Source organism: Novosphingobium sp. BL-S-20 (genome assembly GCF_055521635.1).
On the sequence record NZ_CM145494.1, the window covers coordinates 1,676,690 to 1,698,661 of the forward strand.

Annotated in this window: 17 protein-coding genes; 6 read left to right on the forward strand and 11 right to left on the reverse strand. The window is 65.1% G+C overall.

Features of this window, described 5'->3' with window-relative positions:
• Positions 1-72: 72 nt before the first annotated feature.
• From ACZ1II_RS15695 to ACZ1II_RS15710, 4 genes are all read right to left on the reverse strand, one after another.
• Positions 73-1,503, reverse strand: coding sequence for a c-type cytochrome (locus ACZ1II_RS15695; protein WP_465144572.1), 1,431 nt, complete (start codon positions 1,501-1,503; stop codon positions 73-75).
• A 4-nt stretch (positions 1,504-1,507) separates the two neighbouring features.
• Complete coding sequence (locus tag ACZ1II_RS15700) at positions 1,508-3,097, reverse strand: GMC family oxidoreductase (RefSeq protein ID WP_465144573.1); 1,590 nt, start codon at positions 3,095-3,097, stop codon at positions 1,508-1,510.
• Between the two features lie 3 nt (positions 3,098-3,100).
• On the reverse strand, positions 3,101-3,742 hold the full coding sequence (locus tag ACZ1II_RS15705; protein ID WP_465144574.1) for a sugar dehydrogenase complex small subunit: 642 nt from the start codon (positions 3,740-3,742) through the stop codon (positions 3,101-3,103).
• Positions 3,743-3,867: 125 nt separating this feature from the next.
• A complete protein-coding gene (locus tag ACZ1II_RS15710) occupies positions 3,868-4,788 on the reverse strand; it encodes a LysR family transcriptional regulator (RefSeq protein WP_465144575.1) in 921 nt (306 codons plus the stop codon).
• Positions 4,789-4,971: 183 nt separating this feature from the next.
• Between ACZ1II_RS15710 and ACZ1II_RS15715 the strand changes: the two genes are divergently transcribed.
• From ACZ1II_RS15715 to ACZ1II_RS15725, 3 genes are all read left to right on the forward strand, one after another.
• The gene (locus tag ACZ1II_RS15715) at positions 4,972-6,315 is read left to right on the forward strand and encodes a carbohydrate porin (protein WP_465144576.1); all 1,344 of its coding nucleotides are present in this window, start codon (positions 4,972-4,974) and stop codon (positions 6,313-6,315) included.
• Between the two features lie 326 nt (positions 6,316-6,641).
• Positions 6,642-9,965, forward strand: a complete 3,324-nt coding sequence (locus tag ACZ1II_RS15720; RefSeq protein ID WP_465147312.1) for a response regulator — start codon at positions 6,642-6,644, stop codon at positions 9,963-9,965.
• Between the two features lie 13 nt (positions 9,966-9,978).
• Positions 9,979-10,806, forward strand: coding sequence for a CheR family methyltransferase (locus ACZ1II_RS15725; RefSeq protein WP_465144577.1), 828 nt, complete (start codon positions 9,979-9,981; stop codon positions 10,804-10,806).
• Between the two features lie 111 nt (positions 10,807-10,917).
• Here the strand turns inward: ACZ1II_RS15725 and ACZ1II_RS15730 are convergent, their stop codons facing one another.
• The 6 genes from ACZ1II_RS15730 to ACZ1II_RS15755 all read right to left on the reverse strand — a co-directional run bounded on the left by ACZ1II_RS15730 (position 10,918) and on the right by ACZ1II_RS15755 (position 17,097).
• A complete protein-coding gene (locus ACZ1II_RS15730; RefSeq protein WP_465144578.1) occupies positions 10,918-11,760 on the reverse strand; it encodes an alpha/beta fold hydrolase in 843 nt (280 codons plus the stop codon).
• Positions 11,761-12,236: 476 nt separating this feature from the next.
• Positions 12,237-13,241, reverse strand: coding sequence for an NAD(P)H-dependent flavin oxidoreductase (locus ACZ1II_RS15735; RefSeq protein WP_465144579.1), 1,005 nt, complete (start codon positions 13,239-13,241; stop codon positions 12,237-12,239).
• A complete protein-coding gene (locus tag ACZ1II_RS15740) occupies positions 13,238-14,077 on the reverse strand; it encodes an enoyl-CoA hydratase/isomerase family protein (RefSeq protein ID WP_465144580.1) in 840 nt (279 codons plus the stop codon). Before ACZ1II_RS15740 ends, ACZ1II_RS15735 begins: the two co-directional genes overlap by 4 nt.
• Entirely contained in the window at positions 14,074-15,147 is a 1,074-nt protein-coding gene (locus tag ACZ1II_RS15745) for a phosphotransferase (protein ID WP_465144581.1), read from the reverse strand. Before ACZ1II_RS15745 ends, ACZ1II_RS15740 begins: the two co-directional genes overlap by 4 nt.
• Positions 15,134-16,324: an acyl-CoA dehydrogenase family protein gene (locus ACZ1II_RS15750; RefSeq protein ID WP_465144582.1), complete on the reverse strand. Its 1,191-nt coding sequence runs from the start codon at positions 16,322-16,324 to the stop codon at positions 15,134-15,136. The genes ACZ1II_RS15745 and ACZ1II_RS15750 overlap by 14 nt, the downstream gene beginning before the upstream one ends.
• An 11-nt stretch (positions 16,325-16,335) precedes the next feature.
• Positions 16,336-17,097, reverse strand: coding sequence for a 3-hydroxyacyl-CoA dehydrogenase (locus ACZ1II_RS15755; RefSeq protein WP_465144583.1), 762 nt, complete (start codon positions 17,095-17,097; stop codon positions 16,336-16,338).
• 103 nt (positions 17,098-17,200) lie between these two features.
• Between ACZ1II_RS15755 and ACZ1II_RS15760 the strand changes: the two genes are divergently transcribed.
• The 3 genes from ACZ1II_RS15760 to ACZ1II_RS15770 all read left to right on the forward strand — a co-directional run bounded on the left by ACZ1II_RS15760 (position 17,201) and on the right by ACZ1II_RS15770 (position 21,130).
• Positions 17,201-17,818 (forward strand): TetR/AcrR family transcriptional regulator, encoded by a 618-nt coding sequence (locus tag ACZ1II_RS15760; protein ID WP_465144584.1) that lies wholly within the window; start codon positions 17,201-17,203, stop codon positions 17,816-17,818.
• 94 nt (positions 17,819-17,912) lie between these two features.
• On the forward strand, positions 17,913-18,725 hold the full coding sequence (gene budC / locus ACZ1II_RS15765; protein WP_465144585.1) for a meso-2,3-butanediol dehydrogenase: 813 nt from the start codon (positions 17,913-17,915) through the stop codon (positions 18,723-18,725).
• An 89-nt stretch (positions 18,726-18,814) separates the two neighbouring features.
• The gene (locus ACZ1II_RS15770; protein ID WP_465144586.1) at positions 18,815-21,130 is read left to right on the forward strand and encodes a TonB-dependent receptor; all 2,316 of its coding nucleotides are present in this window, start codon (positions 18,815-18,817) and stop codon (positions 21,128-21,130) included.
• 57 nt (positions 21,131-21,187) lie between these two features.
• Here the strand turns inward: ACZ1II_RS15770 and ACZ1II_RS15775 are convergent, their stop codons facing one another.
• Positions 21,188-21,940, reverse strand: a complete 753-nt coding sequence (locus tag ACZ1II_RS15775) for a response regulator transcription factor (protein ID WP_465144587.1) — start codon at positions 21,938-21,940, stop codon at positions 21,188-21,190.
• Positions 21,941-21,972: the final 32 nt, after the last annotated feature.

Sequence of the window (21,972 nt, forward strand, 5' to 3'; positions counted from 1 at the left end):
ACTATTCGTGGAACGGAGATAGTCGCTGCAAGGATTGGCCGGAGTGAGGAGCCGTAGCGGTGATCGCGCGTATCAGGCTGCGTTTGCGGTTTTTCCGCGCGAACCGCGCCTGATGAAGACGAAGGCCAGAGCGGCAAAGACAGCGGCTCCAAGACCCATCAACCAGGGCATCAGCTTGAGCAGCAGAGGCTTGGCGCCGCCGGCACGAGCGGCTGCGACCATGTCGGTCGTCACCTTGGTGTCCGGGCGGCCGAAGCGACCCAACACGTGATTGGCAACCGCGGCGATCTGGCTGTCGGTCATCTGATTGGCGAAGGCGGGCATGAAGGCATGGCCCACGCCGCTGTCGCGATCGACGCCGCCGAGGATCGTCATGACCAGGTTGGCCGGATTGACCGCGCCGGTGGTGACGCTGCCGACCAGCGGCGGGTAGAAGTGATCCTTCGTGCCCTTGCCGTCGATCCCGTGGCAGGATGCGCAGGCACCGGCATAGAGAAACGCACCGTCGGTGGTCGAACTGTCGGCATAGGATGCCTCGCTCGTACCGTTGCCCGGCTCGTATGCGGCCAGTTGCACAGGGCGCGCTTGCGTCCAGGCGAAGGCGGGGCGGGTCTCGGCCGGATCGCGGATTGGCTTGCTTGCCTTGAGGTAGGCGGCGATCGCGGCGAGATCGGCTTGCGGCAGGTGCTGCAGCGAGTGCTCGACAGCTTCGGCCATGCCGCCTGCGGCCACGCCCTTGCCCGGCGCACGGCCGTCGCGAAGATAGGCGATAAGCTCGTCCTGGCGCCAGCCGCCGATGCCGCTGACGGGATCGGAGGTGATGTTCGGGGCATGCCAGCCGCCGATGTCACCGCCGCCGAGCGCTTCGCCGGACTTTTCCGCCATCAGCGCGTTGCGCGGGGTGTGGCACGACCCGCAGTGACCGAGCGTTTCGACGAGGTACTGGCCGCGCTGCGCCTGCGGGCTGAGCGAAGCGTTCGTCTTGTACGGCTTGTCAGGCGTGAAGAGCCAGTTCCACGGCCCCATCAGCATGCGGATACCGAAGGGGAACGGCAGGTGCGTTTCCGGCGCCTTGGTGTCGACCGGCTTCACCCCGTGCAGGAAGTAGGCATAGAGCGCCTGCATGTCGGCCGTGCTGATGCCCTGGTAGGCGGTATAGGGCATTGCCGGATAAAGGTTGGCGCCGTCGCGGCGCTTGCCCTTGCGCATGGCCTGGTCGAAGTCGGTGAAGCTCCAGTCGCCGATGCCCGCCGTTTTCGACGGCGTGATGTTGGGCGCGACGATGGGACCCAGTGGCGATTCGATCTTGTAGCCGCCGACGTACTGCGCGCCGTGCGGTTCGACAGAGCGGTGGCAGGCGGCACAGTCGCCGGCTGTGGCGACGGCGGCACCACGTGCGATCAGGGCCTTGTCGGTGAAGTCGGGCGCGGCATCCTGCGCGAAGGCGGGAGTTGCCGCTGCCAGCGAAAGGCAGGCGGCCGTCACGGAAATCAGGGATTTCATCGCGTCAGACCTCCTTCGCGATGGTGTCGGCGATGCGGATCGAGAGCGCCACCCCGGTCAGGGTGGGATTGATCACGCCCGAGGCGGGGATCACACCCGTCGTCGCAAGGAAGAGGTTGTCGTGATCGTGGGTGCGGCAGTCGCCGTCCACCACCGAGTCCTTCGGATCGGCGCCCATGATGACCGAACCCATGAGGTGGTCGCGGTTCTGCCAGCCTTCGCTGATGTCGATCAACTGGCCGTTCATGCCCTTCACGAAGGTGTGGAAGTCGGCCTCCGCGTGCGGCCTTGCTGCCTTCACGTAGTCATCGACATCGTAGTGAACGGTCAGCGTCGGGATACCCAGCGCGTCGCGGCGGGTCGGGTGCGGCTGCACGCGGTTGGTCGGATGGGGCAACATTTCGAACACGGTCGAGAATTCCACCCAGCGCGAGGCCTCGTCGCGGATGCGGCGATCGAGTTCGGGGCCGAGCACGCCCTGTTCGATCAGGCGCGCGGTTACCGCCGGGTTGGGCACCGGGTTGGCGATGGCGTGCTTGATCGCGGCATATTCACGGCGATGTTCGCCATCGCGGCGGTTGAAGACACCGCCTTGCTGCACGGCGCCGCGTCCGCCCCAGACTTCCTCGTCGGCCAGGAAGTGCATGCCGATGCCGGTGTGGTCCATCAGGTTGCGACCCACCTGGTCCGAGGAGTTGGCGACGTCCGACATCAGCAGCAGCTTGGGCGTTTCCAGCCCGTGGGCGGCGACGACGAAGTAGCGCGCGGTCAGACGGATGTCCTCGCCCTTCGAGGTGCGATAGTGAACGGCGACGATCTTGCCGTTTGCGCCCTTTTCCAGCTTGTAGGCGGTAGCGTCGGTCAGCAGCTTGGCACCGGCGGCCTCGGCGTGGTCGGCATGGAAGCCGCCCGAGTACATGGCGCCGATCGGGCAGACCGGCATGCAGTTGTTGTTGCCCGCGCAGGCCGGACGCCCGTCATAGGGCTTGGTCACGCGCGCGTTGGGTTCGTGGATGAAGTTGAAGCCGAGCGGGGAGAGGCGCGCCTCCAGCCGCTGGAACATGTAGGTCTTGCCCTCGGGCGGTAGCGGATAGGGCTTGGAGCGCGGCGGGAAGGCCGGGCCGCCCTGCCCGCTCTGGTCCTGTTCGTCCGAACCGACAACGCCGAGCGCTTCTTCGGCACGCTGGTACCAGGGTTCCAGATCGTCGTAGCTGATCGGCCAGTCGCGGCCCACGCCGTAAGTCGACTTGAGCTTCATGTCCGACGGCAGATAGCGCCAGGTCGCGGCCGCCCAGTGCCAGGTGGTGCCGCCCACCAGCTTGAGCATGCCGGGACGCAGATCGAACGAGCCGGTATTTTCAAGATACTCGTCGGACTCGGTGGTGCGCGCCCACTCGACGTCGGGATAAGGACGGTTGTAGTCCGAGCGGCGCGAGGAGTTGCGTGAGTTCTGGACGATCTTCCAGCGCGGAATACGCAGGCCCGCTTCCATCAGGATGACGGATTTACCCGCCTTGGCGAGTTCGTAAGCGGCATTGGAGCCAAGCGCGCCGGAGCCGACGACGATCACGTCGGCGTCAAAAGTCTCGGCCATGATTTAAGCTTTCTTCGAAGATTGCGAGGAGCGGGCGGAGCCTTGCCATTCGGCGATGCTCTGCGGCCCGCCGGATGCCGGAGTGCCGGCAGGCGGGCGCACCCAGAAATCGGTGCCGCCGCGCGCGTAAGTGGGGATCACGGTGGCGTCGATCGTCGGGCGCCACATCAGCGCGCCGGTGAAGGTGACGAAACCGGTGGTGTCCTTGTGACCGGCGGATGGCGGAGTGCCGGTGAAGCCGAGGTAGAACGCCGAGGTGATGGTCCGGGCCGTGGCCAGCAGGGCCTCGTCCTTGCCGATCGGAGCGGCGAGGAATTCTGCCATGCCCTTGAGGCCCGAGGAACCGATCGCCGCGCTCAGCTTCTCGACCGCCTGCGGGAAGCCGCGGTCGAGAGTGGAAAGCTGCGTCCATGCCCGCTTCACCGCGACATCGTCGTCGAGCGGTGCACTGGTGACGAAACGGCTTGCGTGCAGGAAGGCGGCGCTGGGCTTTGCCTGCTCGGCCCGCGCCAGCAGCGCATCGACGGAAATACCCGCGCCGGCCAGGAAGGCGACCGCGCCGATACCGGCAAGCAGGTCACGGCGTCTGAGCGCGGAAAGGGGCTGAGCGGCAAGAGTCGGGCGACTCGCCTCTGTTGGGGTCATGGATGCTTCTCACGTTCTGGTTGGCCATACTTTGGCCTTGCGGCGCCTCTGCGCCCCTTGGCCTGTATTTTCCATCCCCACAGGCGCCCCGTAATCGCGAAGGCTGCCTTCCCGGATCGCGAAAGCTAGGTGAGCGCGCTCTCTATCTCGGGATGGCAAAGAACTTCGCGCCGCAGTTCGCCTTGCAGGAAGTCGATGAAGGCGCGGATGCGGGCGGGCTGGTGGTGGCGCGAGGCGAACACCGCCTGGATCGGGATCGCGGGCGGCACCCAGCCTGACAGCAGTTCGACCAGGCGCCCCGCTGCCAGGTCCTCGCGTGCGTCCCAAATGGACTTGAGCGCGATGCCGGCGCCGCCAAGGCATGCAGCCTGCGCCGCCGCGCCATCGTTGGCGAGCAGGGTCCAGCCGACTTCCACGCCGATCTTGCGGCTTCCGCGCTGGAACCGCCATAGCGTGACCGGCGGATCGCCCAGCACGATGCAATCGTGATCGGCCAGATCCTGCGGCACGCGCGGACTGCCACGCCGCTCGATATAGTCCGGAGATGCCACCAGCACGCGGCGATCCGGCGCGATCGTGCGCGAAACGAGGTCGGAATCCGGCAGAGTCGCCTGCCGGATCGCCACGTCGACATTGTCCTGCACGATGTCCAGCATCCGGTCGGTCGACAGCAGCTGGATTCGCAAGTCGGGGTTGGCCTGAAGGAACCGGCCGAGGCGCGGGGCGATCTGACCCACGCTGAACGCGATCGTGGCAGTGACGCGCAGCACGCCCGCAGCAGCGGTGCTGCGCGTCTGCAGGGCGGCCTGCGCCTCTTCCACTTTGCCGAGTATCTCGCGCGCGCGCGGCAGCAGTTCGAGGCCGTCGTCGGTCAGGCTGATGCGGCGCGGGGAGCGGTTGACGAGGCGGACCTGAAGGTCGCTCTCCAGTCGGGCAAGGCGCTTTGAAACGACTGCCAGCGATATACCGTCAAGTCTTGCGACTGCGGACAGGCTGCCCGCGCTCGCAACACGTACGAAGACGGCCAAATCCTCCAAGTGTGTCATGGTTGTCAACCTCTAGTGGCTGCCGGCGCCATCGGGAAGAGAATTCGCATGCATCGTGCGGCCCCTGCCCTGCTTGCCTGATCCTCGCGGGGGGACCAAGGGCGCCCTGGACATGCCGCCAGCCTATGTGCGGCCCCCTCACCCCGCTCTTTTTCGCCTGCCTGTTCCAGGGATTTTTACGCCATGACAATTCGATCGCATCTGCTGCTGCTCGGCGCGGCCATTCCCGGCATTGCCCTCGCGCCGGACGCCTGGGCCAACGAGAATCCTGCACCGATCGCCCAGCAAGGCACGGCTCAGCAGGCGTCGGGAGCGTCTCCGACGCTCACCGGGGATTGGGGCGGACTGCGTTCTGATTTGCGGGATAAAGGGGTCGATCTCTCGATCGGCTACACCAGCGAAGTCGCCACCAATGTCTCGGGTGGCACCCGCAAGGCGGTTACCGAGACCGGACAGGTCACCGTGGGCGCGGCAATCGATGCGGACAAGCTGGTCGGCCTGCATGGCGGCAGCTTCCAGGCGAGCGTGACCTATCGCCGCGGCCACAATCTGTCGCAGACGGCCGGGCTGGATACGCTGTTGCAGGTCCAGGAAGTCTACGGACGTGGGCAGACTTTCCGCCTGACCGAGTTCTCCTATGCACAGGATCTCGGAGGCGGCGTGGATGTGAAGCTGGGGCGCCTGCCGGTCGGCAACGATTTCAGCAGTTTCCCGTGCGATTTCATGAACGGCAGTTTCTGCGGTGCGCCGATCGGCAATATCGGCGGCGACTTCTGGTACAATTGGCCGGTCAGCCAGTGGGCCGCCCGCCTGCGTGTCAGGCACGGCTCTTCCTATGCGATGGTCGGAGCCTATGAGGTGAACCCGCGCAATCTGGAGAACACGTTCACCATCGGCCACTTCAAGGGTGCCACGGGCGTGCTGGTGCCGTTCGAGGCAGGCCATCGGGTACGTCTGGGCGCAGCTGGATTGCCGGGGCTTTACCGTGTGGGCGGCTGGTACAGCACGGCGAATGCCGATGACGTCCTGCTGGGCGCCGATCACCGCCCTGCCGCTCTTGCATCGCAGCCGATGCTGCAGCGTTCCGGCCGCTACGGTGGCTTCGTGATGCTTCAGCAGCAGTTGACCGGCCACTACGTCGAGCAGGCGAACGGCGAAACCCGGACCACAGCGGGTCTTACTGCATTCGCCACCTTCACCCAGGCGGACCGCAATACCGCGCGGGTCGACAATCAAATCACCGCCGGACTGCGCTATCTCGGTTTCGCATCCGGGCGACCCGATGACTTCATCCAACTGGGCGCGGCGCGGACCCATCTCAACGGCCGGGCGGCACTGCGAGACGAACTGGAGTCCGGATTGCCGATCGCCCAAGGCGCCGAATATGCGATCGAGGCCGACTACGGCCTGAAACTCGCGCCCTGGATGAGCGTGCAGCCCAATGTCCAGTACGTCGTCAATCCGGGCGGCGACAGGGATCACCATGCCATCGTCGTGCTGGGCGTGAAGACCGCGATCGCGATCTGACGGCATGTCCTGAGGAACGGTCATGCGCCTGTCCTGAGAGGAGGAATATTTCCTGATCGCTTGCGGTTGATGGAACGTCTTGCCCGCTGGTGAATTTGCCCGCATGCGGGAGGTTAAGCGGTCTTCCGGCGTACTCCTTTCCTGGCAGGTTCATGCATTCACCTTTCACGCAGGCAGCTCCTGCCAAGCGAACGTTCGACGGTTCCCAGGGAGCTTCCGGTTCTCAGGGAGTATTCACCAAGCGGCGGCGATGGCAGCCGGGGCTCGACCCGAGGACTTCCTTCGGCCTCGCGGTCGCCGTCCTGTTCTTCGTGGCCAGCGGGGCGATGGCCTATCTCAATGTCCGGGTCCTCAGGGACGACGCCCGGAAGATCGTCCACTCGCACGAGGTCATCATCGCGCTGAACGGCCTGCTGTCGGCGGTGCAGGATGCCGAGACCGGGCAGCGCGGCTTTCTGCTGACCGGGCGGGAGAGCTATCTCGATCCCTATCGCAGCGCGCTCGCTGATGTCGGCGGGCAGTTCGAGGCGATTGCCGACCTTACCCGCGACAATGCTGAGCAGCAGGACCGTCTCCGCCCGTTGCGCCGCCATATCGATGCCAAGCTCGCCGAACTGCGCGAAACCATCGAGACCCGCAAGCGCGGCGGCCTGGAAGCGGCCCTGCCGCTGGTCGCCTCGGATCGGGGAAAGACCGAGATGGACGCGATCCGTGCCCAGCTCGGCCTGATGCAGCAGGAAGAGGGGCGGCTGCGACAGCAGCGGCTCGAAGAAATGGAACAGGCCTATCGTTCCGCCTGGGCGAGCGGTGTGGCCTCCTGCCTGCTCGGCATCGCGCTGACACTGGTAATCGGCTTCCTCATCCGCCGCGCGGCGATTGCTGCCGGTCAGCGCCAATGGCTGCAATCGGGACAAGTCGCGCTTGCCACCGCGATCCTCGGCGATCAGCCGGTGGAGCCACTGGGCGAGAGCATCCTCGCCTTCCTGGTGAAGTTCGTAGGCGCGCAGGCCGGTGCAGTCTTCTCGGGAGATGGCCACCATTTCCGCCGCATCGCATCCTACGGCGTGCCTGCCGATGCCGGGATCGTCGAACGCTTCTCGCTGCGGGAAGGCCTGTTGGGCCAGGTCGCGAACGACGGCACCCCTGTGCTGCTGACCGACATCCCCGAAACCTACCTGACCATCGGTTCCACCTTCGGCAGCGACAAACCGCGTCACCTGCTGATCGCACCTGCGGCGGCGGACGAGACGGTGCACGGCGTCATCGAACTCGGCTTTCTCCAGCCGGTGGACGATCATGTCCTTGCTTTCCTCGCCGAAATCTCGAACGCGGTGGGCGTTGCCCTGCGCTCGGCGCGCTACCGGGCCGAGTTGCAGCACCATGCCGAGGAGCTTCAGGTCCAGAGCGAGGAACTACGCGTTTCCAATGAGGAACTGGAAGAACAGGGCCGCGCGCTCAAGGAATCGCAGGTCCGGCTCGAACACCAGCAGGTCGAGCTGGAACAGACCAATTCGCAGCTCGAGGAACAGGCGCAGCAACTGGAGCATCAACGCGACGATCTCGCGCGTTCCAACACGGCGGTCGAACTCAAGGCGCAGGAACTGGAGCAGGCCAGCCGCTACAAGTCAGACTTCCTCGCCAACATGAGCCACGAACTGCGCACGCCGCTCAATTCGTTGCTGATCCTCTCCAAGCTGCTGGGCGACAATCCCAAGGCCAATCTCACCGACGAACAGGTGCAGTATGCGCGCACCATCGAGTCATCGGGCAACGACCTGCTGGCATTGATAAACGACATTCTCGATCTTTCGAAGATCGAGGCCGGGCACTTGCAGATCCGGCCCGAAACGGTGCTGCTGGAACGGCTTGCCGGCGACATGCGGCATGTCTTCCAGCCGGTCGCGCAGAACCGCGGACTGGATTTCGAGATTCGTGTCGCGCCCGGTTGTCCCGTCACGCTCGACACCGACCGGCAGCGCCTGGAGCAAGTGCTCAAGAACCTGCTCTCCAACGCCTTCAAGTTCACCGAGACAGGCGGTGTGCGGCTGGAAATCGAGCCGGACGGTGCCTTGGATAGCGCAGGCGCTCTGTTGCTATCGGTGACCGACACCGGGATCGGCATTCCCGAAGACCAGCAGCGCGCGATCTTCGAGGCTTTCCGGCAGGCCGACGGCACTGTCAATCGCAAGTACGGCGGCACCGGCCTTGGCCTTTCGATCTCGCGCGAACTGGCCCGCCTGCTGGGCGGTGCGATCTCGCTGGCGAGTGTGGCCGGTCAGGGAAGTCGCTTCACACTGCGCCTGCCGCTGGTTTACGATCCCGCGCTGGCCGGATCGGCGCAGATCAAGCCGAACGGCCCGGCACCCGTCGCGGCCATCCCGCCCTTGGTATCCAACGCCGCTCCGGAACCGGCCGCCTTGCTTCGGCAGGTAGAGGACGACCGCGATAGCGCCGCCAATGCCCAACGTGTCCTGCTCGTTGTTGAGGACGATGCCTCTTTCGCGGGCATCGTTCGCGACATGGCGCGGGAAATGGGCTTCCGGTGCCTCGTCGCCGGAACCGCCGAAGAAGCGCTCCAGCTTGCGCGCAGCTTCCGCCCCCATGCGGTCGTGCTCGACATCGGGCTGCCCGACCAGTCAGGTCTCGCCCTGCTCGACCGCCTGAAGCGCGACGTCGAGACGCGGCATATCCCTGTTCATGTCGTCTCCGGCACCGACCATACCCAGACGGCGCTGTCGCTGGGGGCGGTGGGCTACCTGGTGAAGCCGGTGAGGCGCGAGGACCTTTCGGGTGTGCTGGAGAAACTGGCAGCCCGGCTCGATACGCCCACGCGCCGGGTGCTGATCGTGGAGGACGATCCGGTCCAGCGCGATGCCGTGGCGCGGCTGCTGACCTCGGGCGATGTGGAAACGGTTGCTGCCGCGACGGCCGCCGAATGCCTCGAACTGCTGGCAGAGCAGACGTTCGACTGCATGGTGCTGGACCTCGCCCTGCCCGATGCCAGCGGCTTCACGCTGCTCGAAACCTTGAGCCGTGAGGGCGGTTATGCCTTCCCGCCGGTGATCGTCTATACCGGCCACGACCTCACGGCCGACGAAGAACAGCGCCTGCGCCGCTATTCGGATTCGATCATCATCAAGGGCGCCCGCTCGCCCGAGCGGCTGCTCGACGAAGTCTCGCTGTTCCTGCACCAGGTCGTCACCGAACTGCCGGCCGAACAGCAGACGATGATCCAGCAGGCACGGGGCCGCGACGCGATCCTCGAAGGGCGCCGCATTCTCGTGGTCGAGGACGACGTGCGCAACGTCTATTCGCTCACCAACATCCTCGAACCGCAGGGCGCGGTGGTGGAGATCGCGCGCAACGGACAGGAGGCCATCGATGCGCTGGACCGCTCGGCAGGCGATAAGGCGCGCGGCATCGACCTCGTGCTGATGGACGTGATGATGCCGGTGAAGGACGGCCTCACCGCCACTCGCGAAATCCGCCGGGACCCACGCTGGGCGCGGCTGCCGATCATCACGCTCACCGCCAAGGCCATGCCGGATGACCAGGAGCGCTGCATCGAGGCAGGCGCGAACGACTACATGTCGAAGCCGCTCGACGTCGACAAGCTGCTCTCGCTCGTGCGCGTCTGGATGCCGCGGTGACGTGGGGGCGCTGATGGACGAGGAGCAGATCGAGGACATCGAGATAGGCCTCCTGCTGGACGCGCTCTATCGCCGTTATCACTACGACTTCCGCGATTACGCGCAGGCCTCGCTGAAGCGCCGGTTGCGGCAGGCGCGGGACCAGATGGGCCTGCCGACTTTTTCGGCACTCCAGGACCGCCTGTTGCGCGATCCGGCGACCGTCTCGCGCCTGCAGGACTTCCTGACCGTGCAAGTCAGCGAACTGTTCCGCGATCCGGACTACTTCCGTGCCATCCGCGAGAAAGTCGTGCCGCATCTGCGCACCTATCCTTCGCTCAGGGTATGGATTGCGGGGTGCAGCAGCGGTGAGGAACTCTACTCCTTCGTCATCCTGTTCCGCGAGGAAGGGCTGGAAGATCGCACGCTGTTCTACGCGACCGACATCAATCAGGACGCGCTCGATGCTGCCGCACGGGGCATCTATCCGCTCGACCGCATGGCCGCCTTCACCGAGAACCATCGGCTCTCGGGCGGAAAATCGCCGCTTTCGGACTTTTATTCCACCGCCAAAGGCCACGCCGCCTTCGACAAAAACCTGCGCGAGCGCGTGGTCTTTTCCGACCACAGCCTCGTGACCGATGCGGTCTTCGCGGAAATGCACCTGATCTCCTGCCGCAATGTGATGATCTACTTCAATCGCGACTTGCAGGACCGCGCCCTCGGACTGTTCCGGGACTCGCTGGCGCGCAGGGGCTTCCTTGGCCTCGGTGCGCGGGAGAGTCTGCGCTTCTCGCGCCATGCAGGCGATTTCGGTGATTTCGTGCGCGAGGAGAAAATCTACCAGCGGCGCGATCCGTGATCCGGCCGCGCGCGGGCCTCCGGCCTCCGCTCTGAGCCGGGATCGATCGTTCAGAAAAAGAGGATGGCGGAAGCAGTTCCGCCATCCTCTCCATAGCTCGTTCCTAAGCGCTTACGACTTGACGAAGGCGAGCAGGTCGGGGTTGATCACGTCGGCGTGCGTGGTCAGCATGCCGTGAGGGTAGCCCTTGTAGATCTTGAGTTCGCCGTGGCGGAGCAGCTTGATCTGCAGCATGGCCGCGTCGGTGTACGGTACCACCTGATCGTCGTCGCCCTGCATCACCAGTGTCGGGACGGTGATGGCCTTGAGGTCTTCGGTCTGATCGGTTTCCGAGAAGGCCTTGATGCCCTCGTACTGCGCGAGGGCGCCGCCCATCATCCCCTGGCGCCACCAGTTGTGGATGACCGATTCCGAAACCTTCGCACCGGGGCGGTTGAAGCCGTAGAAGGGACCCGACGCGACGGCGGTATAGAACTCGGCGCGGTTGGCGGCCAGAGCGGCACGGAAGCCGTCGAACACGGACATCGGCGTACCGCCCGGATTGGCTGCCGTCTTGAGCATCAACGGGGGAACGGAGCTGACGAGCACGGCCTTGGCGACGCGGCCCTGCGGCTGGCCGTAACGGGCAACGTAACGGGCCACTTCGCCGCCGCCGGTGGAATGGCCGATATGGATCGCATTGCGCAAGTCGAGATGCTCGACGACGGCCGAAGCGTCGGCTGCGTAATGATCCATGTCGTTGCCGGTGTCGACCTGCGAGGACCTGCCATGGCCGCGACGATCATGGGCAACGACGCGGTAGCCGTTGGCCAGGAAGAACAGCATCTGCGTGTCCCAATCGTCGGCCGACAAGGGCCATCCATGATGGAAGACGATAGGCTGCGCGGTCTTCGGTCCCCAATCCTTGAAGAAGATCTGGGTGCCGTCTTTGGTCTCTACAAAGCCACTGCTCATGGTCACGTCTCCGTGCGTGTGATGTGTATTGAATTGGGCGAATGCTGATGATGGCAACAATGTCGAAATCGTTCCGACTGCGCACCCAAGCAAGGCGGTTCGTCGCGATATTACTAACGGCGAAGGTGACATGTTCGTGTCCGATCATGCTTTGGCGCTTCATGCGCTGAATGGACTGTTGATTGTTCGAGGACTGTATTCAGGATGCGCAGGTTGATGATGGGAGGTTTATTGTGCTCCCGTGATTGTTTTCGGCTGCCTCGATGATGTAGATATTTAGCCTTCGCGGCGAAATAGCGCGATGGTTTAGCCGCCGGTATATCCTGGTATAGTGTCCAAGCCGATGTTGCGTGCGAGATGCATGATCGCCTTCTGGATGGAGACGACAGTCGAAGGCGCGTCGTCGTCGTCGGCGATCTCGATCAGAGCCAGAACATAGGAAGCATGATGGCTTTCAGTGACGCAGTGCAGGAGAGCTAAGCAGTCGCTTGTAAACTCACCTTGTCCGTCACCATGCCTGCGAGCCGCGTGGCGATGATGCCTTCTGCCTCGCGCACGATCCTGCTCACGAGATCGGCGCATGTGGGGATGTCGTGGATCAGGCCCTGCACCTGCCCGGCCCAGACTAGCCCGGCATCGAGGTTCCCCGTTTCCAGCGCTGTCCGGCCCTTCGCGCCCGAGACCAGCGGGCGGATGTCCTCGAATACCGCGCCTTCGCGCGTCGATATCTCGACCACCTGATCGGAGACACTGTTCTTCGCGACGCGCCCGGTATTGTGGAATTTGCGGAAGATCAGGTTGGTGCCGCGCTCGTCGTTCTCGACGATGAACTGCTTCACCCGCTGATGGATCGGCGCTTCTACCGTGGCGCAGAAGCGGGTGCCCATGTTGATCCCTTCCGCCCCCAGCGCCAGCGCGGCGGCAAGGCCGCGTCCGTCACCGAAGCCGCCGCTGGCAATCATCGGGATCGTCAGCTTGTCGGCCGCTGCCGGGATCAGGATCAGGCCCGGAATATCGTCCTCGCCCGGATGGCCCGCGCATTCGAATCCGTCGATCGAGATCGCGTCCACGCCCATCCGCTCGGCGGAGAGGGCATGGCGCACGGCCGTGCACTTGTGGATCACCGTCACGCCGTGGGCCTTGAAGTCCTCGACATGCTCCTGCGGACGGTGGCCTGCCGTCTCGACCACGGTGACGCCACTGTCGATGATGGCCTTGCGGTATTCCGCATAAGGCGGCGGCGAGACCGAAGGCAGGATCGTCAGGTTTACGCCGAAAGGCTTGTCGGTCATCGTCCGGCAGCGCTCGATCTCGCGGTGCAGTTCGTCCGGTGTGGGCTGGGTCAGCGCGGTCAGAATGCCGAGGCCGCCTGCATTCGAAACCGCTGCGGCCAGTTCGGCGCGGCCCACCCACATCATGCCGCCCTGCACGATGGGATGCTCGATGCCGACAAGCTCGGTGAAGCGCGTGCGCAGGGTCATGCGGGGGCTCCAGGATGTCGTTCCGTCCGGACGGTTTCGATACCGCCATTGCCTGACTTGAAGATCGGCGCGCGCTTTTCGAAGTAGGCGGCAAGGCCCTCGCGGCATTCGGGGGCGGCGCCCGAACGGGTGATCGCGGCGACCTCGCGTTCCAGTTGTGCTTCGAGGCTCGTCTCGAAGCTCTGACGCAGCAGCGCCCTCGCCGCGCCGAGGGCACCGACGGCGGCATCGGCAAGCTGGATGGAGAGCGCGTCGCCCTCGCCCGCCAGCGCCTCGTCGTCGACGGTGCGGGTGACCATGCCGATGGCTTCGGCTTCGTCCGCCTTGATGCGGCGGTTGGTGAGGATGATCTCCTGCGCCTTGCGCAGCCCCACGAGGCGCGGGAGCCACCAGCTCATGCCGCCGTCGGGCGTCAGGCCGAGCGCCCCGTAAGCTGCGGTGAAATGCGCCGAACGGGCGCAGAGCACCACGTCCCCGCCGATCGCGAGGCTGAGGCCGGCTCCCGCCGCCGGGCCGTTGACCAGCACCAGCAGCGGCTTGGCCATGCGCGCAAAGCGGGTGAGCGCCATGTGCAGCGTGCCTGCGAGTTCGCTGAGCAACGCGTCGACATGGTCGCCCGAGGACTTGAACAGGCTGACATCGCCGCCTGCGCAGAACAGCCGTCCGGCGCCGGTGAGGACCACGCAGCGGATATCCGCGTCGGTCTCGCAGCGGATGGCGATCTCGGCCAGCGCGCGGGCCATGGCTAGGTCGATGGCGTTGCCCGCCTCAGGCCGGTTGAGCGTGACGCGGGCGATGCCTTCGGTGACATCGAAAAGGACGGGTGCTGCGCTCAACGGCAGGCCTCCATGCTCTCCACCGCCAGCGCAATGATGCGCGGCAGGCTGGCGGCGCGTTCGCGGGCGTGTTCGGAGGCGGCGGTGCCCCGGATCACGCGCCCCTTGATGCCGTGGAAGATCGCCGCCAGCCGGAAGAAGTTGAAGGCGATGCAGAACGCATAGTCCTGCTCCGAGATCGGCGGCCTTCCGACATTGCGGCAATAGGCATCGCGGTATTCGGCCTCGGTCGGGATACCGAGCGCGGCGATATCCGCCCCGCCCAGACCTGCGACGATATCGGGCGGCATGCGGAACATCATTGCATGATAGGCGAAGTCCGCCAGCGGATGGCCCAGCGTCGAGAGTTCCCAGTCCAGCACCGCCAGAATGCGCGGCTGCGTGGGATGGAAGATCATGTTGTCGCAGCGGAAATCGCCATGGACGATGCGCGTCTCGTCGCCTGCGGGGATTGCGGTGGGGAGCCATTCGATCAGCCGGTCCATGCCGGTGTCGCGGCCCGCCTCGGTGTCTTCGAGGTATTGCTTCGACCATCGCGCGATCTGGCGCTCGAAGTAATTGCCGGGGCGCCCATAGTCGCCAAGGCCGATGGCTTCCGGCTCGATCCGGTGCAGCGCCGCGATCGTCTCGTTCATCGCGGCGAAGTAGGCTGCGCGCTCATCATGCGGAACGTCGGGGAAAGTCGCGTCCCAGAAGATGCGGCCTTCGACCATCTCCATCACGTAGAACCAGCTGCCGATCACGCCTTCGTCCAGGCACAGGCCGTGGACATGCGCCACCGGGAAGCCGGTGCTGCCCAGCGCCGAGAGCACGCGGGCCTCGCGCTCCACCGCATGGGCGCCTTTCAGCACCTGCCCCGGCGGCTTGCGCCGCAGCACATAGGACCGGCCCGGCGTCACCAGCTTGTAGGTCGGGTTGGACTGCCCGCCCTTGAACTGCTCGACCGTGAGCGGCCCGGTAAAGCCCTCGACATGGGCTTCCATCCACGCAGCCAGCCGGGCCTCGTCGAAGGCGTAGCCCTCGCGCACGGCGCCGGTACCGGCATTGGCGGCAGCGTCAGTGCTGCTCATGAGCCGCCTTCCAGTCGCGCTTGATCTTCTTGGCGAGGCTCCACTTGTGGACTTCGGTGGGGCCGTCGTAGATGCGGAAGGCGCGGATTTCGCGGAAGACCTGCTCGACGATCGTATTGTCGGTCACGCCCGATCCGCCCATCACCTGCACGCAGCGATCCGCCACCCGCATCAGCGCCTCGGAAACCGCGACTTTGGCCATCGAGCTTTCCGCGCCGCCGCCCTCTCCGGCATCCAGCACGCCCGCGCACCAGTCGATGATGAGTTCGCTCTGCTTGAGGTCGATCAGGTTGTCGGCCAGCATGAAGCCGACGCCTTCGTGGTCGATCAGTGTCTTGCCGAAGGCCAAGCGGCGGTTGGCGTAGTCGGTGGCGATCTCGTTGGCGCGGATACAGGCACCGAGCCAGCGCATGCAGTGCGAAAGCCGCGCCGGGGCGAGCCGCACTTGCGCATAGCGGAACCCCTCGCCCGACTGGCCCAGCATCTGGTCGGCAGGCACCCGCAGGTTGTCGATCGTGACGACGGCATGGCCGCCGGGCATCGAGGAATCGATGGTATTGGGCACATGTTCGATGCGGATCGCCGGGTCGGGCAGGTCGACCAGGAACATGCAGGCGCCGTCATCGGACTTCGCCATGACAATGCCCACTTTCGCGCCGTCGGCGCCGGTGATGAACGCCTTCCTGCCGTTCACGACCCAGTGATTGCCGTCGAGACGGCAAGTGGTCAGCATCATCGAGGGATCGGAACCGGCACCGTTCTCGGCCGCCGGTTCGGTCATGAAGAAAGCCGAACGTCCGCGCCCTTCCACCAGCGGCTTCAGGAAGCGCTCCTTGATGGCCGGGCTGCCGACTTTGCCGAGCAGGTACATGTTGCCCTCGTCCGGCGCGGCGGTGTTGACCGCCAGCGGCCCGAGCGGCGACAGGCCCGAGGCACGCAGCACCACGGCGGTCTCGCGCTGCGTCAGATGGCGCCCGTCCCCCAGGATATGCGGCGTTAGCACGCCGGCAGCCCGTGCCTTGCCCTTGAGTTCGGCGACAAGTTCCTCGCTCGGGCAATCGTGGTGATCGCGGCGCGAGTCCTTCTCGTAAGGCACGACGACCTCGCGGACGAAGGCTTCGACTTTCGCGGCGATCTCGGCGGTCAGTTCGGGACCGGCACCTTCTGAATGTTCCATTTGGGCGCTCCTCACTTCGGTGCCATCCTGATCGCGCCGTCGAGACGGATGGTCTCGCCGTTGAGCATCGGGTTGGTGACGATGCTCTCCACCAATTGTGCATATTCGTCGGGCTGGCCGAGGCGGCTTGGGAAGGGCACTTGCTTGCCCAGTGAATCCTGCGCCTCCTGCGGCAGGCCGGCCAGCAGCGGGGTCCAGAAGATGCCGGGGGCAATCGTCATCACGCGGATGCCGTAGCGCGCGAACTCCCGCGCCACGGGGAGCGTCATGCCGACGATGCCGCCCTTCGATGCGGCATAGGCCGCCTGCCCGATCTGGCCGTCATAGGCTGCGACCGAGGCGGTATTGACGATCACGCCGCGCTCCTCCCCCACCGGCTCGGCATCGTGCAGTCGCGCCGCGAACTTGGAGAGAACGTTGAAACTGCCGATCAGGTTGATCGAGACAGTCCTGGAAAACATCGCCAGCGGAAGCGCCTTGCCCTCGCGGTCGATCACTTTGGCGGGCGGAGCGATCCCGGCGCAGTTGACCAGGATGCGGGCCTTGCCGTGCAAGCCTTCGGCATGTTCCAGCGCGGCGTCGACGGCAGCCTCATCGGTCACGTCGACCGCCGCGAAGTGCCCGCCGATTTCGCGCGCGGTGATTTCGCCGAGTTCCGGATTGAGATCGAAGATAGTCACTTTCGCACCGGCTGCGGCCAGCCGCCGGGCCGTGCCTGCGCCGAGGCCCGATGCTCCACCCGTCACGATCGCCGCGACGCCGTTGATATCCATGCAAGACTCTCCAAAAACTTTGCGGTGCATTTATGCACTCATGAGTGTATTGCATCTCCTGAAGTTTCCTGTCAACGCTCCCGGCGAAGAAAAGAGGATACCCATGCCGTCGCCGTCACCCTTTCGAACCGCCGCCCAGAAGGAAGCGGAGCGCGCCGCCAAGCGGGATGCGGTGCTGCGAGCGGCAGTGCGCATGTTCAACGAACGGGGGTTCCACGCGACCTCGCTGGACGATGTCGCCGCCAGCCTCGGCATCTCCAAGCGCACGATCTATCATTATCTGGCGAACAAGGATCAGGTGCTGCTCGAATGCGTGACCATCGGCCTTCAGCAATTGCTGGAAGCGGCGGACCGGGCGCGCCGCGAACCGGGCGACGGCCGCCACCGACTGACGCGCTTCCTGCGCCGCTATGCCGAAGTGAACATGGACGATTTCGGGCGCTGCGTGATCCGTACGGGCGCGGAGGCGCTCTCTCCCGAAAGCCTGCCGCGCTACCGCGAACTCAAGCGCCAGATCGATAGCGCCCTGCGGACCATGATCGAACAGGCAGTGGCCGACGGTTCGATTGCCCCCGTCGACGTCAAGATGGCGGCCTTCACTCTGGCAGGGGCGCTCAACTGGCCCGCCCGCTGGCACGATCCCGAAGGCGAACTGCCAGTCGAGACCATAGCGCAGACACTGGTCGATATCCTCACCCGCGGGCTCGATCCCCGCCCCTGATGAACTTGCGCACCCTGACGGATTTCCGTCAGTCGCGCCTCCGGTCGCCTCTGTTCCATCCTGCCGATCCGAAAACAGGCAGGAGCTTAGAGGCATGCGATTTGCGAACAGGGTTGTCATCGTCACGGGCGGCGCATCGGGCATAGGCGAGGCCGCCGTGCGCCGTTTCGCGGCGGAAGGCGCCTCGGTGGTGGTTGCGGATATCCGGCCCGATGCACTGGAGCGGGTCGTCGGCGATCTGGGCCGCGAAAGGCATCACGCGGTCGAGGTCGACATGCTCGATCCCGCCGCGATCGACCGCATGATCGACGAGACGGAGGACCGCTTTGGACGGATCGACACGCTCGTCAACAATGCAGGCATGGGTTCGTTCGGCCGGGTGACCGAGATCGATCTCGACCACTGGCGGCAGGTCATGGCCATCGACGTCGAGGCCGTGTTCTGGGCGAGCCGCCAGGCGATCCCGCACTTGTCCCGAGTCGGCGGCTCGATCGTCAATATCGCCTCGGCTTCGGGCATGGCGGCGGACTATGGCTTCGCCGCTTACAATGCCGCCAAGGCCGCCGTCATCAACCTGACCCGCGCGATGGCCATCGATCATGCGCCCGAGATCCGGGTCAATGCCGTCAGCCCCGGCCTCACCGCCACGCCGCTGGCCACCGGGCTTACCGGCAATCCGGTCGTCATGGCCGCCTACGAGCCTGCGCTCGCCATGAAGCGGCCCGCCGAACCTTCTGAAATCGCAGGCGCTATCGCTTTTCTCGCCTCCGAAGACGCCTCTTACGTGAACGGCCACAATCTCGTCGTCGACGGCGGCATGACCGCGCATACCGGCCAGCCCAACTTCACGCGCCTGCTGGGCGGGACGAGCCATCTCGCCGATGCCGAAAGTGCCGTCCGGCGCTGAAGGACAGGACGGGTTTCCGTCAATCGACCCCGCCCGCCGCGGAGCGCTATCCCGGCAAGATATAAAAACATCGATAATGGAGGAGGAACATGAAAGCGATCTATCGTACCGCCGTGGCCGCACTCGCGCTGACCAGTCCGGTCGCAGCATGGGGGCAGTCTGCAACGCCCGCATCGGCTCCCCCCGAACAGGTGGGCATTCAGGACATCGTCGTTACCGCCAACCGCCGCGAGGAGAAGTTGCAGAACGTCGGCGCCTCGATCAGCGCCATGTCCGGAGACCAGATGCGCGAACTGGGCGTGACCACCGCGCTCGACGTTGCCAATTTCACGCCGAACATCGAGATCGTCCGCTCCTACGCCTCGCCCGGCTTCAACACCCAGATCACCATTCGCGGCGTCGGCCAGCCCGACTTCCAGGATACGACCGAGGCGACCGCCACCGCCTATGTCGACGAATTCTACATGATCGGCGCCGGACAGGCGGACTTCCTGAGCTTCGACATCGCCCGCACCGAAGTGGCGCGCGGGCCGCAGGGTACGGTCCAGGGCCGCAACGCGACGGCGGGCAGCATCAACTACTACACCAACCGCCCGACGTTCGATGGCACCAGCGGTCGTATGTCCGTGACCGTGGCGGAGCGCGGCACGATCCGCACCGAGGGCTTCCTCAACGTGCCGGTCAGCGACACCCTGGCGCTGCGCGGCGCCTTCTCGACCGACCACAGCGACGGCTATCTGCGCAACATCAATCCGACCAGCAACTGGCGCAAGGGCGCGGCGGGCAAGTTCTATGCGGGCCGCCTCCAGGCGCTGTTCCAGCCGACCGACAACCTCTCGCTGTTGCTCAAGGCTGAAATCGGCAAGATGGGCCCGGTCGCGGGCGGCAACGAAAAGGCCTATCCGGTCGGCCAGATCGCGGGACTGCCCGGCACTTACGCGATCCCGACCGACGCCTTCGGCCAGAACCAGGCCAATATCGGCGCCGGGGCAAGAGACGTCACCAATGCCGACGGCAGCAACGAACTGCAGAGCAAGATGCAGCACTACCTCGCCACGTTGAACTACGATGCAGGCGGCGGGGTCAACGTCACCGTGCTGGGCGGCTGGCTGCAATCGAAGAAGTACAGCATCGAGGACTGCGACCACACGCCGCTGCCGCTCTGCAACTTCTCCAACAAGGCCCGCTCGCGCCACTGGACGGCGGAAGGGCGCGTCAACTGGGACACCGGCGTGCTACGGCTGACGGCGGGTGCCAACTATCTGCATCAGTCGATCTTCACCACGTCCGCCTCGCCGCTGTTCTTCGGGCCGACGGTGACGCCTTTCGGCGACACGCTTTACGGGCAGGCCTTCCGCGACGGGCAGAAGCTGAGCAGCTACGCCTTCTTCGGACAGGCGGAATACGACCTGACCCCGCAACTGACGGCCATCGCGGGCATTCGCTACACCCATGACAACAAGCGGCTCGACAGCGTGAACGCAGCGACCACCTCGCTGCCGATCGATACGCCGCTGCCGATGTCGATCGGCGCCTACGAGGCTCTGCGCGAACAGATATTCGCCTCGCCCGATGCGGTCTTCACCCGGCTCACCGTGGCCGACAATGGCGATCTCGCGCGGTTCCGCAAGGGGCTGGTCAACGCCAACCTGCAGCTCAACTACAAGCCGACCGACGATCTGCTGGTCTACCTCAGCTACAAGCGCGGGCAGAAGAGCGGCGGTTTCATCACCGGCAACGTCACCGGCACCGCGCCGGAATTGCGCCCCTTCAAGGAGGAAACCAACAATGCCTTCGAACTGGGCGTGAAGTCGGACCTGCTGGGCAAGATGCTGCGCGTGAACGGTGCGGTGTTCTATTACGATTACCAGAACATGCAGAACACCAGCCTGATCGGCATCACCAATGTCATCACCAACAACGATGCGAAGATCTGGGGCGGCGAAGTGGAAGTGACCGCCACGCCGACGCGGGGCCTCTCGCTGTCGGTTTCGGGCGGCTATGTCCACACCCGCGTCCAGGACATCTACAATCCGACCGGCGCGGTGGCGATCCTGTCCGACAACCGCCTGCCGCTGGCACCGCGCCTTACCGGCAATGCGCGGGTGCGCTACGAGTGGGACCAGTTCAGCGGAAAGCTCTTCGTGCAGGGCGCAGCACGCGGGCGGACCTGGATGTACCGGGATTCGCTCAACAACCCCTCGACGAAAATCCCCGGCCTCTTCGTGGCGGATGCGCAGGCCGGCTATACGGCGGACAACTGGTCGCTCAGCTTCTACGTCGACAATGTGTTCAACACCCGCCGCGCGATCAACCTGTTCGACATCTCCTCGGTCGCGAACAGCGGTGAAGTGGTCTACCAGATGCCGCGCTGGTTCGGCGGCACTTTTTCGGTCAACTTCTGAAGGCCGCCGAGGGGGAATGTGAAGTCGTTCCCCCTCGGCGATAATTCTCCCCTGCCCTCACCGCGTCATATAGGCGACCAGCGAGGAGCGGTTGTGGATCGACAGCTTTGCATAGATGCGCCGGAGATGGTTCTCGACCGTGTGCTCGGACAGGCCGGTGCTATAGGCGATCTCCTTGTTGAGCTTGCCCTGGCACACAAGCTGCGCAATCTCCGTTTCGCGCGGCGAGAGCGGCGTTGAAGAGGCCGCCTCGGTCCGCCGGAAGTAGCTCGTGCGGAACGTGCTGAGGCCATTGGCCTTGTCGAGCAGTTCGCGCAGCATGTGCCCCGCCACCATGTCCTGCAAGCGTGGCGCCAGCTGGTTCAGCAGTGGCATCGACACCGGGTCCGGTCGCTTGACGACACGCTTGCGGTGGAAACCGATCGTCGAATAGATTCCCGGCATCAGGCGCCGGGTCGAGGCACCGATCACGTCGATGCCGTAGTGGTACATGAACTGCCAGTATTGGCTGGTCGGCTTGGCGATGGTTTCCACCCGGCGATCCGATCCCACCAGCACGCCGTCGTCGTCTACCCGGTCCGGCTGCTCCTGCAGGCGCGGATCGGTGAAGGGATCGTGCTCGAACACCGCCTTGCTGTGATAGATTTCCTTCACTTCCTCCGAAATGCCGGTGTGGAAGAGGTAGGAAAGTTGCGGCTTGTTCGAAACCCGGTCGCACAGGAATATCGAGGCACTGTCCAGGTCGCACGTCTCCACGATATGCCGCGTGAAATCGCAGATACCGCCTGTAAGCCTGACGTTCATCTCCATGTCACTCTCCCGTCCGGCCCGTTTTCCGGGCC